General features: G+C 66.5%; 11 protein-coding genes. 7 read left to right on the top strand and 4 right to left on the bottom strand.

Features of this window, described 5'->3' with window-relative positions; all coding sequences use genetic code 11:
• Positions 1–15 precede the first annotated feature (15 nt).
• From IWX65_RS06520 to IWX65_RS06505, 4 genes are all read right to left on the bottom strand, one after another.
• A complete protein-coding gene (locus IWX65_RS06520; protein ID WP_196881626.1) occupies positions 16–813 on the bottom strand; it encodes an Fpg/Nei family DNA glycosylase in 798 nt (265 codons plus the stop codon).
• Complete coding sequence (locus IWX65_RS06515; RefSeq protein WP_196881625.1) at positions 806–5,674, bottom strand: ATP-dependent helicase; 4,869 nt, start codon at positions 5,672–5,674, stop codon at positions 806–808. Before IWX65_RS06515 ends, IWX65_RS06520 begins: the two co-directional genes overlap by 8 nt.
• Before the next feature lie 94 nt (positions 5,675–5,768).
• Entirely contained in the window at positions 5,769–6,527 is a 759-nt protein-coding gene (locus IWX65_RS06510; RefSeq protein ID WP_196881624.1) for a DUF4232 domain-containing protein, read from the bottom strand.
• Between the two features lie 100 nt (positions 6,528–6,627).
• Positions 6,628–7,086, bottom strand: coding sequence for a 23S rRNA (pseudouridine(1915)-N(3))-methyltransferase RlmH (locus IWX65_RS06505; protein WP_196881623.1), 459 nt, complete (start codon positions 7,084–7,086; stop codon positions 6,628–6,630).
• Positions 7,087–7,303: 217 nt separating this feature from the next.
• On the opposite strand from IWX65_RS06505, the gene IWX65_RS06500 reads away from it, so the two are divergent.
• The 7 genes from IWX65_RS06500 to IWX65_RS06470 are packed head-to-tail and all read left to right on the top strand — an operon-like array spanning position 7,304 to position 15,408.
• On the top strand, positions 7,304–8,761 hold the full coding sequence (locus tag IWX65_RS06500; protein WP_196881622.1) for an SDR family NAD(P)-dependent oxidoreductase: 1,458 nt from the start codon (positions 7,304–7,306) through the stop codon (positions 8,759–8,761).
• Complete coding sequence (locus tag IWX65_RS06495; RefSeq protein WP_196881621.1) at positions 8,758–10,320, top strand: class I SAM-dependent methyltransferase; 1,563 nt, start codon at positions 8,758–8,760, stop codon at positions 10,318–10,320. Before IWX65_RS06500 ends, IWX65_RS06495 begins: the two co-directional genes overlap by 4 nt.
• Entirely contained in the window at positions 10,317–10,523 is a 207-nt protein-coding gene (locus tag IWX65_RS06490) for a DUF6752 domain-containing protein (protein ID WP_196881620.1), read from the top strand. The genes IWX65_RS06495 and IWX65_RS06490 overlap by 4 nt, the downstream gene beginning before the upstream one ends.
• Positions 10,510–11,847, top strand: a complete 1,338-nt coding sequence (locus tag IWX65_RS06485) for a family 1 glycosylhydrolase (protein WP_196881619.1) — start codon at positions 10,510–10,512, stop codon at positions 11,845–11,847. The genes IWX65_RS06490 and IWX65_RS06485 overlap by 14 nt, the downstream gene beginning before the upstream one ends.
• Complete coding sequence (locus tag IWX65_RS06480; RefSeq protein ID WP_196881618.1) at positions 11,837–12,970, top strand: glycosyltransferase; 1,134 nt, start codon at positions 11,837–11,839, stop codon at positions 12,968–12,970. The genes IWX65_RS06485 and IWX65_RS06480 overlap by 11 nt, the downstream gene beginning before the upstream one ends.
• Positions 12,971–12,975: 5 nt before the next feature.
• Positions 12,976–13,884: a phosphodiesterase gene (locus IWX65_RS06475; protein ID WP_196881617.1), complete on the top strand. Its 909-nt coding sequence runs from the start codon at positions 12,976–12,978 to the stop codon at positions 13,882–13,884.
• Positions 13,885–13,929: 45 nt separating this feature from the next.
• Positions 13,930–15,408 carry a glycosyltransferase family 39 protein gene (locus IWX65_RS06470; protein WP_196881616.1) on the top strand — a complete coding sequence of 493 codons (1,479 nt, stop codon included), beginning with the start codon at positions 13,930–13,932 and terminating at the stop codon, positions 15,406–15,408.
• The last annotated feature ends 170 nt before the right edge of the window (positions 15,409–15,578 follow it).

Here is a 15,578-nt window from a genome sequence, read left to right as displayed (position 1 = left end):
CAAGCCTACGGGCCTTCAGGCGTCAGCCGGCTCCGGCTGGCAGTGGGGACAGTAGTAGAGGTCGCGGAGTTCAAGGTCGTTGTCCCCGAGCTGTTCGAGGGTCACAGGTGTGCCGCAGCGCAGACAGCCGCGGTGGGAGCGACCGTAGACCCACAGGTTATTGCCCCTCAGCTGACCCGTGGTTGCCCTTGTGCTGCGGAGTTTGTTCGCCTCGAGCAGTTTCCTGGCAAGCTCCACCATCCGCGGCAGGTTGGGAACCATGGATACGGGCGTCAGCGGATGGACACCGGCCAGGAAACACAGTTCGCAACGGTACACGTTGCCGATGCCGGCGAGGTTCCGCTGGTCGAGCAGGGCGAGCCCGATGGGCCGGTCCGGTTGGGCGGAGAGGCGGCGCAACGCTTCCGCCGGATCCCAGTCGGGCCCCAGTAGGTCCGGGCCGAGATACCCGACGGCGTCCTCCTCCTCCGCGCGGGTGATCACGCGCAGGAAACCGAGTTCGAAACCCACGACCACCGACTCGCTGGTCTCCAGGATGCAGCGCGCCTTGAAAGCCGGCCGCCGCCATTTCTCCCCGCGCGCATAGACGTGCCAGAGGCCCTCCATCTTGAGGTGGGAATGGATGTCCCACCCATCGTCGCCGCCGCGGATGAGGAGATGCTTTCCGCGTGCCACCGCCTCCTGCACGGTGTCGCCCGTGAAATCGACCGTGGCGAATCGAGGAACCCGGATGTCGCAGCGCGTCAGTTCCCTGCCGGCAAGGGCCTTGTTGAGCTCGCGTGCCGCGCGCCAGACTGTGTCACCCTCAGGCACGGATCCTCAGCCCCCTCGGAGTCGTATAGAAACCTGCTTCAGCCAGGGCCCGGCCCACTTCGGTGTCAAGGATTTCCCCGCCGTTCACTTTCTCGAGCGCCATTTTTTCGGCAGCACCCCGCCGGATGATCGAGACGAGTGCCGCCGCTGCTGATTCGAGCGCTGCTGGGTCCTCGGTGAACGCCAGCAGGGTCTTCCCGCCGCGTTCGACGTACAGCGAGAGAGCTCCGTCCACCAGGACCACGAGGGCGCCCGCCTTTCGCCCGGCACGGTGCCCGCCATCCGCCGAGGGCCAGGGAAGTGCGGCGCCGTAGGGGTTGGCCGGGTCGGTAGCGGCCAGCGCAACGGCCTGCAATGGGGCACTGGGTGCTCCGAGGACGTCAGCCGGGGCGGCCGGCTGGTTGTCGGCACTGAAGGAACGCAACCGGTCCACCGTCGCAGGAACGGCGAACTGTGCCGCGCCGAGGTGCTCGATGAAGTAGCCCCGGCGGCATCGCCCCATCTCCTCGAGACGGGCGAGCACCTTGTACATCAGGCCGAAACCACCCGGGATGCCCTCGCTACCTACGGCGCCGCGCGTCACCACGCCGTACCGGTCGAGCAGCAGTTCAGCCGTCGCATGGGCGTGCAGTGTCGTTTCCCCTTCAAACGGCGGTAGTAGATTCCACCGGCCCGCAGCAAGCGGGGGCGTGGTGCGCTGGAAGCCGCGGCCGTCGGCCCCGGACTGGAGGCGCATCGAAGCGCCGGTGAGGGATTTCCCGGGAGCTCGGCCGAGCCGCCCCGGACGGGATGACCGGGCACGCGGCGGGGCCGGCCGCTGCTTGTGAGCCGTCTTTCCATTGGCCAGCAACGCACGCACGGGCGTGAAGGTGTCATTGCTGATCCGCCCCGCCCACACCAGGTCCCAGAGGGCTGTCACCACCTCGGGTTCCGAGGGCGCATCCTGGACGGGGAGGAGGTTCGCCAGCTGGCGCAGGAAGAAACCGCCGCCTCCCTCAAGGAGTTCGAGCAGCGAGGTGTGCAGTGCGGTGGGCTCGAAGGCGGGGTCGGGATGGAGCGTCAGCGGTGCGTTTTCTGCGAGATGCAATGCGATCCAGCCGTCATTGCCCGCGAGTGAACCGGCACCCGACCACACGACTTCGCCCGTCGCGGTGAGTTCGTCGAGCATTGCCGGCGAGTAGTTGGCCACTCGCTGCCCAAGCACGAGGGGTTCCCACGCCGAGGCGGGGATGGGCACCCCGGAGAGCTGGTCCACCACCGTGGCCACGCCGTCGAGCCCCCGCAGTCCTGAGCCGACGTGCTGCCAGGCGGGCAGGAACCGGCCGTATGCAGCAGGGTCCACCGGTTCGACGTCCTGCCGGAGCGCGGCAAGCGAACGGCGCCGGAGCCGCCGCAGCACCTCGGTGTCGCACCATTCGCTCGGCGCGGCCGGATGCACGGTGGTAGTCGTCCCCGGTTCGGGAGCGGGCACGGACTCGGCTGGGCGGAACTCGCCCTCCACTGTCCGTCCGTTCCCCGCCAGCCGTTGGAGTGCACCGGCGACGACGGCGACCCCCAGCCCCAGCCGGGAAGCCGCTTCAGCGGCCGTGAAGGGACCGTGGGTGCGGGCGTAACGCCCGACGAGGTCGCCCAGCGGATCGGCGACGGGCTCGATGAACGCGAGGGGTATGCCCATGGGCAGCGGCACGCCGAGGGCGTCGCGGAGACGTGCTGCGTCCTCGACCGCGGCAACCTGTTCCACCCCGGCGATGTTGACCACGAGGGCGCGGTTCACCCGGACCAGCGCGGCGACATGGCTGCTCACCGTTTCGGGGGATGCGCGCGGGTTGTTGGGAACAGGGGCATCGGAGAACGGATCACCGTCCTCTGCCACCGCGCCCGCAGGGGCGGGGACCGGTTCCTCGAGCCGCTCGGCAATTTCCTCATTAGTCAGCGGACCCAGCAGACGCAGCAGGTCGGCGACGCCCTCGAGTCCGCGTGCCAGCCGGTCCGGGTGAAGGCGCTGCAGTTCGCGCTCCGTTTCCGCGATGACGCCGGCGTCGAGCAGCTCGCGCAGCTCGGCGCGGCCCAGCAGCTCGTTGAGCAGCGTCGGGTCGAGTGAGAGCGCAGCGGCCCGGCGTTCGGCAAGCGGGGAGTCCCCCTCGTACAGGAAGGACGCCACGTACCCGAACAGCATCGAGCGGGCGAAGGGGGAGGGCTGCTGCGTGGTCACTTCCATCATCCGCAGTTCACGTCGCTCGAGGGCCGAGGCGAGCTCCTTCAGCGCCGGGAGGTCATAGACATCCTGCAGGCACTCGCGGACGGTCTCAAGGACGATCGGGAACGTCGGGTACTTCTTGGCGACGTCGAGCAGCTGCGCCGAGCGTTGGCGCTGCTGCCACAGCGGCGTCCGCTTGCTCGGATTCTGCCGTGGCAGAAGCAGCGCCCGCGCGGCGCACTCCCGGAAGCGCGACGCGAACAGTGCCGACCCGCCGACCTCCGCCGTCACGATGCCGTCGAGTTCCTCGGCGTCGAAAAGGAACAGGTCGGCTCCCGGGGGTTCGTCCTCCATGAGCGGCACCCGCAGCACGATGCCGTCGTCGGACGCCATGGCGGATCCGTCCATGCCGTAGCGCTGCTGGAGGCGCGCACCCACCGCCAGCGCCCACGGCGCATGGACCGGCATGCCGAAGGGACTATGCAGGACGACGCGCCAATCACCCAGCTCGTCGTGGAAACGCTCGACCACCAGGGTGCGGTCATTGGGCACCACCTCGGTGGCTTCCCGCTGCTCGGTGAGGTAGGTGATGAGGTTGCCGGAGGCCCAGTCGTCGAGCCCGATCCGGCTGCACCTCTCCCGGGCCTTTTCCGGAGTGGCCCCGGACATCTCACGGACGAAGGCGCCGAGCGCGCGCCCCAGTTCCACCGGCCGGCCCAGCGAATCGCCCTTCCAGAACGGAAGCTTGCCCGGTTGCCCGAAGGCCGGGGACACCAGCACGCGGTCGTGCGTGATCTCCTCGATGCGCCAGCTCGTTGCACCGAGCGCGAAGATGTCGCCCACCCGTGATTCGTACACCATCTCCTCGTCGAGCTCGCCCACCCGCCGGCCGCCCGCCTTCGGCCCCTCACTCGCGGAACCGACAAGGAACACCCCGAACAGGCCGCGGTCTGGGATGGTTCCTCCCGAGGTGACGGCAAGGCGCTGGGCGCCGGGACGCCCCGTGATGCTGCCTTCCACCCGGTCCCAGATGATGCGGGGACGCAGTTCCGCGAACTCGTCGGACGGGTAGCGGCCCGCCAGGAGGTCAAGTGTGGCGTCGAACGCGGAACGGGGAAGCGTGGCAAATGGCGCGGACCGCCGGACGATGTCGAACCACTCCTCGACGTCGATGGTTCCCAGGGCCGCTGCCGCAACGGTCTGCTGGGCGAGGATGTCGAGGGGATTGGTGGGGATGTAGAGCGGCTCGATGCGGCCGGCCAGCATGCGCTCCACGGTCACCGTGGTGTTCACCAGGTCCCCCCGGTGCTTGGGGAAGAGGACGCCCTGCGACACCTCGCCCACCTGGTGCCCGGCACGGCCCACGCGCTGCAGGCCGCTGGCCACCGAGTGCGGGGATTCGACCTGCACCACGAGGTCCACGGCACCCATGTCGATGCCGAGCTCGAGGGAACTGGTGGCGACGACGCACCGCAGCCGCCCCGACTTCAGGTCATCCTCGATCAGGGCGCGCTGGTCCTTCGACACCGAACCGTGGTGGGCGCGTGCCAGGAGCGCTTCGCCGCCCTTGGTCTGGCCGGCCTGCGCCATCACCTCGGCGGGAGGACGGGACGGTTGCGCCGCCGGTTGCTCCACAGGCGATCCTTCCGCTGGCGGCGGACCCGCCCAGACGGCATTGCGTTCCCGGCGCTCCTCGGAAATTTCGTTGAGCCGTGCCGTCAGCCGTTCCGCGAGCCGCCGGGAGTTGGCGAACACGATCGTGGAGCGGTTGGCCTCGATGAGGTCGACGATCTTCTCTTCGACGTGCGGCCAGATGCTCGCCTGGGGCGCGGCGTCGCCGTCGTCGTCAGTGGAGGCAGCACCGCCGAGCTCCGTCATGTCCTCGACCGGCACCGTGACGGTCAGGTCCCACTGCTTCTTCGACGGAGGGGCGACGATCTCGACGGGTGCGTTGCCTGAGAGGAAGCGGGCGACCGTCTCCTGCGGCTCCACCGTTGCCGAGAGGCCGATGCGCTGCACCGGCCTGTCGAGGAGGGCGTCGAGCCGGGCCAGTGACACGGCAAGGTGGGCGCCACGTTTGGTTCCGGCCACCGCGTGCACCTCGTCGAGAATGACGGTGTCCACCTCCAGCAGCGATTCCCGCGCCTTGGACGTCAGCATCAGGAAGAGCGATTCGGGGGTGGTGATCAGGATGTCAGGGGGCCGGGTGAGCATGGAGCGGCGTTCTGCCTGCGGGGTGTCGCCGGAGCGTACCCCCACGGTGATGGCCGGCGCGGGAAGGCCGAGCCGCTTGGCTGTCTGGGTGATGCCGATCAGGGGTGCGCGGAGGTTCCGTTCGACGTCGACGCCGAGGGCCTTGAGCGGGGAGATGTAGAGGACGCGGGTGGTCCGCTTCGGCTTCCTGCCGGCTTGGGAGTCACCGGCCTTCGGGCTGCCGGTTGATGCAGCGGCCGCGGGAACCGGGTCCTCGGTCGCCATCAGCCGGTCGAGCGCCCACAGGAATGCCGCCAGCGTTTTTCCGGAGCCGGTCGGAGCGACGACGAGGGCGTTGGACCCGGCGGAAATGGCATTCCAGGCACCCTCCTGAGCCGGGGTGGGCGCCGCGAAGGCACCCGCGAACCACTTCCGGGTAGCGGGGGTGAATTTGTCCAGCACCTCAGTCACCCGACCATCATCCCCCGGTGCACTGACATTCCGGGATCATCGGGCTGTTCCAGGGAAGCCGTGCGATCGTTCCGGCGCTGGGAGGGCCTGCGGATTACTGCGCGGGCTGCAGGGTTCCCACGGTCATCAGGATGATCGATGTCGCCGAGCATGCTTCACCGTGCTGCTCCAGCACGAGGTAATCAGTGGCGCCGGGCGGGTAGACGCGGAGTCCTGCTACCGGCGTCGTTCCGCAGTCGGCACCATGGTTCTGCCAGCTGCCCTGCTTGAGGGTTGCAGCGGCGGAGTCGCCCGGGGCGAGGGTGAGAACGGTCAGCGAGGAGTCATCGCGGTCCGCCGGGAGACCGATCTGGTTGCCCTCGGCAGTCACGGCGGAAACCCCCGGGAAACCTGCGGTCGTGCAGGGTGCGGTGGACGCGTTGGTCAGCACGATCGAGCGGTAGACGCTTCCCATGCCGCCTGCTCCGGCAGGAGTATCGATCCTGCCGGTCAGCATTGCGGCGGTACAGGTGCCGGCGGACGCCGGTTCGACAGGAGCGGGAGCGGCGTCCGACGACGGCGAAGGAGTTGCGGCTTCCGGTGGCCCCTGGGTCGCGGCACCGGGTGGTTCCGTCGGAGCTGCAGCAGTCGGCTCCGTGCTGGGAGCGGCGCTTGCTTCACCTGAGTCCTCGTTCGACGGCACGGCGGAGGGTGGCGCCACAGTGCTGGGTTCACCGCTTGAGGCCACGGTCGGTGCGGCCACTCCTGCAGGCTCGTCCTCGCCGCCCAGTATTCCGCAACCACTGAGAAGGACGACGGCGCCGAGTGCTGTTCCAGCCAGGATGCGGCGCGGGATGACCACCAGATTGTTCATAGCATCACCTTAGGGTCGGCTGTGCCCCCGTCCAGACGGCAAGGTGTCCAGCTCGGCATTTGATAGAGCAATTGTTACAAAAGTGACGGATGTGATTTCGCTATAGGTGGTGGTACGAGCGGCCGCCGGCGATCTCCTGTGCCCGATACACCTGTTCCACCAGGATGAGCCGGACCAGTTGATGAGGGAAAACCAGCGGGGACAGCGACCAGACGAAGTCCGCGCGGGCATGCACGCCGGCGTCGACGCCGTACGCTCCGCCGATGATCAGGGTGACGCCGCGCGAACGGTCCAGGGAATGCAGCAGCGTGCGGGAGAGGGCCGGGGAATCGATCGCCTTGCCGCGCTCATCGAGCAGCACCACGAAGTCATCGCCGGAAAGCTTGGGAATCAGGCGCTCGGACTCTTCCTTTCGTGCCGGTTCGCCCTCCCGGGACGAGTGCGGAAGGAACTGCCACGTGAGATCGAAGGGCTTCTTGAGGCGTTTCTCGTAGCGTGTAATCCCCTCAAGGACCCAGCTTTCATGTTTTCGGCCGACGGCCAGCACCCGGATCGCCATGCTCCACAGGCTACCCCGGCAGAAAGCCCCTGCCGATCCGTCGGTCGTTCCTTGCGGCGCCACGGGACGTCGAGGCAGACCGGGAGGTCGCACGGTGAACAAAGCGCGAACTTCAAGTAAAAAATGACCGAACCTGCGGCGAAATCCTTCTGGTGTACTACTGTCATCATCAGTACGCTTACTAAATTCGAGGACCAATTGGAGATGGGGTGGGATCATGGTGGATTTCGATGAAACTTCCTCCGGGGACGTGCCGGACCGGACGTCAGGCCGGGCGAGGACGGTAGGAGTAATTCTCGCGGGCGGAATCGGGACGCGGATGGGGCTTGATATCCCCAAACAGTTGGTTCCGATCGCAGGCAAGACGAGCCTCGAGCACACTGCGGGGATCTTTCAGGACTGCGGTTTCATCGACGAGGTGCTCGTGATGATGGATCCGGGATCCATCCCGCGAGCCCAGGAACTGCTGACGCAGGCGCACTACCCCAAGATCACCGGAATCCTCGCGGGCGGCCGGGACCGGAACGAGACATCCTTCCTTGCACTGCGGGAGATCGCCGACCCCTCCGCGAAAGTCGTCTTCCACGACGCCGTCCGTCCGCTGATCGATGCCGGCATCATCAAGGCCTGCATCGATGCACTGGACACCTACGCCGCTGTGGACACCGCGATTCCCTCCGCTGACACCATCATCGAGGTGGACGAGCACGACGTCATTCGGGCAATTCCACCCCGGGCATCGCTGAGGCGGGGCCAGACACCGCAGGCCTTCCGGTGGGAGACCCTGATGCGCGCCTACGTCCTCGCGCGCAAGGACCCCGCATTCGCGGCGACGGATGACTGCAGTGTGGTCCTCAAGTACCAGCCGGATGTCCCGATCATCGTTGTTCCCGGGCATGAGGCGAACATCAAGATCACACACCCCATCGATATCCACCTCGCCGACAAGCTCTTCCAGCTCAAGCACCAGAGCACGGGGCCGGTCCCCCTGCCCACCTCGAGCCTTCGCGGCGCCGCCGTCGTGGTGCTCGGTGGAAGCTCAGGGATCGGTGCCGAGCTTGCACAGCAGCTGGAGGAGGAGGGTGCCGACGTCGTCTGCCACAGCCGCGGGGGCAGTGGGACCTTCGTCGAGGACCGGGTCTCGGTGCAAGCTGCGCTCGCTTCCGCAGCAGCACGTTTCGGGAAGATCGACCACGTGGTGCTCACTGCCGGAGTGCTGACGGTGGGGGAGCTCGTGACGCTCACTGACGAGCAACTGCAGCACGACGTCGGTGTGAACCTGATGGCTGCCTTCGTGGTGGCACAGGAGGCGCATTCCTACCTCAGCGAGTCACAGGGCTCGCTCCTGCTCTACTCGTCGAGTTCCTATACACGGGGACGCGCCAGGTACACCGTCTATTCCGCCACCAAGGCCGCCCTGGTGAACCTGACGCAAGCGCTGGCGGATGAGTGGAGCGCTGACCGGATCCGGGTCAACTGCATCAGTCCCAGCCGCACTGCGACGCCGATGCGCGAAAAGGCTTTTGGTGTGGAGGAAAAGAACACCCTGGTGCAGGCAGCCACCGTGGCGCGCTCGAGCCTCCAGGTGCTGGCCTCCGATTCCACGGGCCAGGTCTTCGATGTCCGTCTGCCGCAGACCGATCCCCTGCTGACGGAACTGGAACCTGTCCGTTGAGCGGGTCACTCACAGCGGATGCGCTGCGGTTGACCATCTCGGATGTGACGGTTTCGGAGGGGGAACCCCTGTCACTCCTGCTGGGTGGTCGGCGCATCTGGACGTTCAGGGCACCGAGCGAAGCGGCCGAACAGCGCAGATGGTCGGTGGAGTGGCCGCCCGCGCTCGCCGAACGCCTGACCGGGCAGGCCGCCCTCGCCGTCGAACGCGACGGTATGCCCCTGGTGGGTGAGCGGCTCGTGGCCTTCGACGACGGGACCAGCGAGCTGCACCTGACCGAACCGGGGACGGGAATGCCCCAGGTGGTCAACAAGTGGGGCCGCGTGGCGCGCTCCTTCGAGGGTAGGGACGCCGGACTGGTGGAGGATGTCCTCGACGAAGCGGAGCACCTGATCGCACTGCTGCACAACGCCTTGAGTATCGACCTCTTCGTCACCGGCGGCACGCTGCTGGGGCCCGTGCGCAACGGCAGGATTTTGGCGAACGACGACGACGCCGATCTCGCCTATCTCAGCGTCCACGACAACCCCTCCGACGTCGCACTCGAAAGCTTCGAAGTGGAACGCACCCTGCGAGCACGCGGGTATGAGGTGGTGCGCCACTCCAGCGGGCACCTGCAGCTGATGTTCCCGGGCGGATCCATGACTGACAGTTTCTACCTCGATATCTTCAGCTACTTCGTCTGCTCGGGCTGGTTCTACGGTACTTTCCACGCAAGGGAACGTGCTGAACGGGTGAACATCCTTCCCCTGAAAAGGCTTCCCGTGAACGGCCGCATGCTTCCCGGTCCGGCCCAGCCCGAACAACTGCTCGAGGCGATCTACGGTCCGAGATGGGAGACGCCTGACCCCACGTTCACTTTCATCACACCGCCGGCCGCGTTCCGCCGGTTCTACTGGTGGCTGAACCACTTCGACGTCGATCGGGAGAACTGGGAGGATCACCATCGGGCCGAGATCGCAGCAGGTCCGGCGGAATCGGAATCGGAGCTCGCCCGGAAAGCCCTCAAGGTCTTCGGGACGGGGTCGAGCATTCTTGATCTCGGATGCGGGCTGGGGGCTGATGCACGCTTCCTCGCCCGATCGGCACGTAACGTCCTCGCGGTCGATTACAGCCGCCCGGCCATCCAGTACGCCGGCTCGCAACGGGAGACATCAACGGGGTTCCTCCAGTTCGAGGCCGTCAACCTGAACATGGCACGCTCTGCGCTCCACCTTCGGAAGCAGTGCGCCGCGCTCGACGGCGCCGTGAACGTCTACGGCAATCGCCTGTTCGACGCCCTGAGTCCGCTTGGCTGGGACACCACCCTGATGCTGGTCAAGCATCTCCTGCACAGCAGCGGCAGCCGCGGGATGTTCGAGGTGGCAACGGACGGCCCGGGTGAATCGGTCCGCTGGAACGGGTGCCAGCTGGTCGGCTGGGACCGCTTCCAGGAGCAGCTCCGGCGCTACGGGCTGGTCATCGAGGACGAGGAAACAGTTGTATCGGACGAGCCGCAGGACGCGGCAGGGGCGGGATCGACGCGAAAGCGCGTCGTTGTGCGGAAGGAGAAAAGGTGAGAAGAATTCGGAACGGAACAGGGGAACCACCCCAGGACCTTCCAGGTGAGATGGCCGAACTTCGACAGGAGTTGCAGGCCCTGAAGGCCGAAGTGGCCCGCCTCGACGCTGACCTCGACGAGTCCCGCAGGCTCAACCTGCGTGCGGCGGAGCTGCTCGACGTCGTCTACGAGGAATTGGGGGACCGTCATGTCCGGGGTTGACGGAAATCCGCCCATCGAGCTGATCGGCGGGTTCGAGAGCACGTTCCTTCCGGCCCACGACCGGGACATCTTCGAAACCACGGAACATGACATCCGGTGGCGGGAGGATCTCGAGCTGCTCAGCAGATCGGGCATTCGGCGCTTGCGGTATCCCGTCCGGTGGCACCGCATCGAGGAAACCGAGGGTACGTACGACTGGTCGTCCACCGACGAGGTCCTGGGCTACCTCTCCGACAACGGCTTCCGCCCCATCGTGGACCTCGTCCACCACACGAGCTATCCCCGCTGGCTTTCGGACGGGTTCGCGGATGCGCGCTTCGGCGACGCCTACCTCCGCTACGCTGAGGCCTTCGCGCGGCGCTACCCGTGGATCGAGGAATACACGCTCTTCAACGAGCCGTTCTCCACGCTGTTCCTGAGCGGTCACGAGGCGATCTGGCCCCCCTACCACTCGGGGCTGAAGGGCTTCGTCGACCTCATCGTGAACGTGCTGCCCGCGGTGGCCGAGGCGAGCCGCCTCTACCGGACCCTGCTGCCCGCCGCACGCCACGTCTGGGTGGACACGTGCGAATTCCACACGGGGGCCGACCCCTCGGGCCGGTCCTACGCCGACATGGCCAACGAGCGCCGTTTCCTGGTGCTCGACGCCTTCCTGGGCAGGGACTACGACGACGCCGGTCAGCTGGCGAGGGATCTTGCACCCGTGGGCGGCGAACGGCTCAAGGGACTGAAGCCCGGCTTCGTCGACGTCCTCGGCCTGGACTACTACGCCCACTGCCAGTGGAACTTCTCGATCGACGGAGGCTCCACGCCTACCCCTTCACCGCTGCCCCTGGCCGACCAGATCGGGCAGTACTGGGAGCGCTACGGACTTCCCTGCATGATTACCGAGACGAATGTCCGCGGACATACCTCGGACCGCGCCACCTGGTTCAAATACGTCCTCGAGCAGTGCGAGACGGCGCAGGAGCGGGGAATCCTTCTCGACGGCCTGTGCTGGTTCCCGGTCATCGACTCCACCGACTGGGATTCTCTGCTGTTCCGCTGTGATGGCCATATCGACCCCGTGGGAGTCTACTGGCTCGACGAGAACCTTGAGCGCCGGGGCTCGGTCATGGCGACGTCGTATGCGCTGGCCGCGGGCGGTGCCCGTGCCGCAGACCTGCCCGCTTACCGGTTGGAAGAACCGGTGAGCACTTGGCTCAAGGGGTATTCCCCGCAGATGTCGCACTGGGACTGGCTTGAGCCGCCCTCCACCGACATCGGATCAAGCCTTCCCCGAACAACCACTCGAATGGAATTGAGGATCGTCGATGCAAAGTGAACTCATCGTCCTGTCGCACCTACGGTGGGACTGGGTATGGCAACGGCCACAGCAGCTGGTATCCCGGCTCGGCAAGGCGCCCGCCCGTAAGACCTGGTTCGTCGAGGAGCCGCTGACCCCCCTGGGTGGGGCCACCGAGAACCGGCTCAACAGCACGGAGGTCGACGGCCTGACCCGCGTGTGGCTGGAGATCCCTGAGCAGGGCAGGCACGTCGGCTTCTTCGACGAGGTGATGCCCGACTACGTCGAGCAGCTTCCACAGCTGATCGGTGAACCCGAGGGCGAGCGCGTGGTGTGGATCTATACGCCGCTAGCACTCGAAGCGGCACTCGCCCTGAATCCCACCACGCTCGTCTATGACGTCATGGACGATCTCGCGGCTTTCAAGAACGCAGCTCCGGAGCTTCTGGTCCGCCAGCGGCAGGCGCTGAGGAAGGCCGACGTCGTCTTTGCAGGGGGGAAGTCGCTTCACCGGTCCGTCGTCAAACAGGGGAGGGAGGACGCCCACCTGATACCCAGCGGAGTATCCACCGAGCACTATGCTGCGGCCGCCCGGGCCGCCGATCCGGACCGCAGCAAACCCACGGCGGGCTACGTGGGAGTGCTTGACGAGCGGCTCGACCTGGACCTTGTGGCCGACCTCGCCGCGGAGTTGCCCGACTGGGAGATCCGGATGATCGGCCCGGTCTGCAAGATCGATGCCACAGATCTCCCGCAGGCGGCGAACATCACCTATCTGGGTCAGCAGGCGTATGAGGACCTTCCGCACCTGATGGCCGAATTCGATGTAGCGCTGATGCCGTTCGCCCTCAATGAGTCGACGAAATCGATCAGCCCCACGAAGACGCTCGAATACCTCGCGAGCGGTCTCCCCGTGGTGTCGACGCGGGTGCCCGACGTCGTCGCGGATTTCGGGGGAGTGGTCGACTTGCGGGACGACGCCGGCGGATTCGCGGCGGCGTGCCGTCAGCTTCGGGGGCGGGCCGGCAAGCCGGCTTCCGCGGAGCTGAACCGCCTGATGAGAAGACATCACTGGGACCGTATCGCGGCGCTCATGGAGAAGCTGGCGTTCACGCCCGAGGGTGCCCGATTGGAGTCCGCAGCTGCCGAGGCAACTGCCTAGCTGCCATGTCTACTTCTGAACTGCGCGCGGATGCTCACATTTCCGCTGAGCATCCGCCGCACCAGCACCTCCTCCTGCATCTGAGTGACACCCACCTCGTGGGGCGGCCGGAGCCGCTCTACGGGGCGGTCGACAGCGAAGCCCGCCTCAAGCAGTTGCTCGGTGACATTCAAGCCTCCGGGATCAGGCCCGATGCCCTGATCTTCACGGGAGACCTGACCGACAAGGGCGAGCCGGAGGCCTACCGGAAGCTTCGGAACGCCGTCGAGCCGGTGGCCCGTGAGCTCGGTGCGCCGCTCATCTGGCTGATGGGCAACCATGACCGGCGTGAGAACCTTCGTGAGTGCCTCCTCGATGAAGCGCCCGAGGCAGCGCCGCTGTACCGCAGTTACCGGATCGGGGGCCTCCGGATTCTCACCCTCGACACCTCGGTGCCGGGCCACCATTACGGCGAACTGGACGAGGAGCAGCTGGTCTGGCTCACGGCAGAACTTGCGACGGCCGCACCGGAGGGGACCATCCTTGCAATGCACCACCCTCCCATTCCGATGATCCAGAACCTCGCGGTGCTGACCGAGCTGCGGAACCAGGACCGCCTGCGCGGCGTGATCGAGGGATCGGACGTGCGGCTCATCCTCGGCGGGCACCTGCACTTCTCGTCGTCGTCGATGTTCGCCGGAATCCCGGTGTCCGTGGCGTCGGCAACCTGCTACACGCAGGATCTCCACGTGCCCGACGGCGGCGTCCGCGGGCGCGATGGGGGCCAGGGCCACAACCTCGTGCACGTGTATCCGGATAGCATCGTCAACTCGGTGGCGCCGCTCGGGTCGTTCCGCACTGTGGGAAGGCACCTGTCGGCCGAAGAGGTCGAGGAACGGGTCCGGGATGCCGGCCGATCGGGGGCCAAGACCTAGCAGCCGCATCGAGGAAGGCGATGCCCAGCGTGTTTTAATGAGTTCGTGAAAAGGACCACGAGACCCGCGGTCCTCGTTGCAGCGCTCACCCTGACCTATTCCGGTATCGGCATATCGATACCGAGCTTCTGGGTGGACGAGGCAGCGACCATCAGCGCCGTCGACCGCAGTTTCGCCGAGATGATGCGCATGATCCAGAGTATCGACGCAGTCCACGCGTTCTATTACGTCCTCATCAATGCCTGGACCGCGGTGTTCGGACTCTCGGAGACCGCGCTCCGCTTCCCGAGCCTGCTGGCGGTCTCAGCGACCGCGGGGCTCCTCGTGGCGATTGGACGTCGTTTGGCTGGTACTACCTACGGCCTCGTCGCTGCCCTGCTGTTCGTAGTGCTGCCGCGTACCCAATATGTGGCGACCGATGCCCGGTCATACGCCCTTGCATTGCTGTTCGCGGTGCTCGCCACATACTTCCTGGTGCGGATCCGCGAGCGTCCCTCCGGCCGGCTCTGGGCGGGGTATGCCGCAGCGGCGATGGTGGCCACATTGCTGTCCTTGTACGCCGGACTGGTTTTCGTCGCCCATGTCCTGACAGTGCTCCTCGATCCCGTGCTGCGTCGCCGCTGGAAAGCGGTGCTTGCCGTCAGCCCGGCCTGGCTGATTCCCACGACAGCCCTGGCGATCATCGGCGCGAGCCAGCAGTTCCAGATCTCCTGGATCCGACCGATCGACGGCAGCGTGTTCTCCGAGGTGGCCTTCCTCCAGTTCTTCACCGACGCCTACATGCTGCTCGACGGGAAACCGGTTCCTCAGCACACACCGTTTGAGAGCCTGTCCATGTACGGGCTCGCCCCGGTGATGTGGGCCCTTGCTGCTGCCGGCGCCGTCCGATTCCGGCGACATTTCCTCGTGAAGCTCGCGCTTCCCCTCCTTGTGCTTCCCCTGGTTGCGGTGATCGGCGGCTCGCTTGTTCTCGGCTCGCCGTACTATTTGCCCCGCTACCTGTCATTCCTTCTTCCTACGCTTCCACTCCTTGCGGCTGCGCTGGTTCTGCGCCCGTCCGATGGCCGGGGGCCGGGAACGACGTCGCGGCAGCGCGCCGTCGTACTGCTGGCCGTGGTGGTGCTGGCGCTTCCGTCCTATGTAGGCCAACGGACGGAGTCCGGCCGGAGCCCGCTCCACGATTTCAGGTACGTTGCCCAGACACTGAGCGACCGCGCGCGGCCCGGTGATGCGGTGGCCCTGCTGGGCGACGCGGACCTGGCGCAAACCGCCTACCCGGACTCATTCGCCGGTTTGGTGGATACGACAGTGGGTATCAGTGCAGCCGATTGGGGCAGGATCTACAACCAGCGGTTCGGCCTCGAAGCGTCGGAGGACAGAATCCTGCAGCACGACACGGTGTGGCTGGTCCATCCGGCGGAGGATGATGCTGACGAGGAGATTCTCGTCTCCTTCGGCTACGAAGCCGAGGCGCGGTTCGAGGGCACGGGCAGCGCCGTGGTGCAATTCGTCCGTAGCGGGTAGCGGAAAGGCCCCTGCTTCCCTGCCGCAGCAGGGGAGCAGGGGCCTTCTCTGTGGCGGTGACGGTAGGATTCGAACCCATATGGACGCCCACCTGGTGATGCGGCAAGCCCCCACGATCGTTGTCATTCCACCGAAGTTGCTCCTGCCGAGTCACACGGTGTCCCACCTGA

Source organism: Arthrobacter sp. CAN_A214, from assembly GCF_015751955.1.
Taxonomy (GTDB): domain Bacteria; phylum Actinomycetota; class Actinomycetes; order Actinomycetales; family Micrococcaceae; genus Arthrobacter_D.
Note: the sequence above shows the minus strand (reverse complement) of the source record. Positions and strands in the feature narration are given on the sequence as shown.

What these genes read in the sequence shown, in the direction of transcription:
- IWX65_RS06510 (WP_196881624.1), bottom strand. Translation starts at nt 6,527, where the DNA reads ATGAACAATCTGGTGGTCATCCCGCGCCGCATCCTGGCTGGAACAGCA.
- IWX65_RS06505 (WP_196881623.1), bottom strand. Translation starts at nt 7,086, where the DNA reads ATGGCGATCCGGGTGCTGGCCGTCGGCCGAAAACATGAAAGCTGGGTC.
- IWX65_RS06500 (WP_196881622.1), top strand. Translation starts at nt 7,304, where the DNA reads ATGGTGGATTTCGATGAAACTTCCTCCGGGGACGTGCCGGACCGGACG.
- IWX65_RS06485 (WP_196881619.1), top strand. Translation starts at nt 10,510, where the DNA reads ATGTCCGGGGTTGACGGAAATCCGCCCATCGAGCTGATCGGCGGGTTC.
- IWX65_RS06480 (WP_196881618.1), top strand. Translation starts at nt 11,837, where the DNA reads ATGCAAAGTGAACTCATCGTCCTGTCGCACCTACGGTGGGACTGGGTA.
- IWX65_RS06475 (WP_196881617.1), top strand. Translation starts at nt 12,976, where the DNA reads ATGTCTACTTCTGAACTGCGCGCGGATGCTCACATTTCCGCTGAGCAT.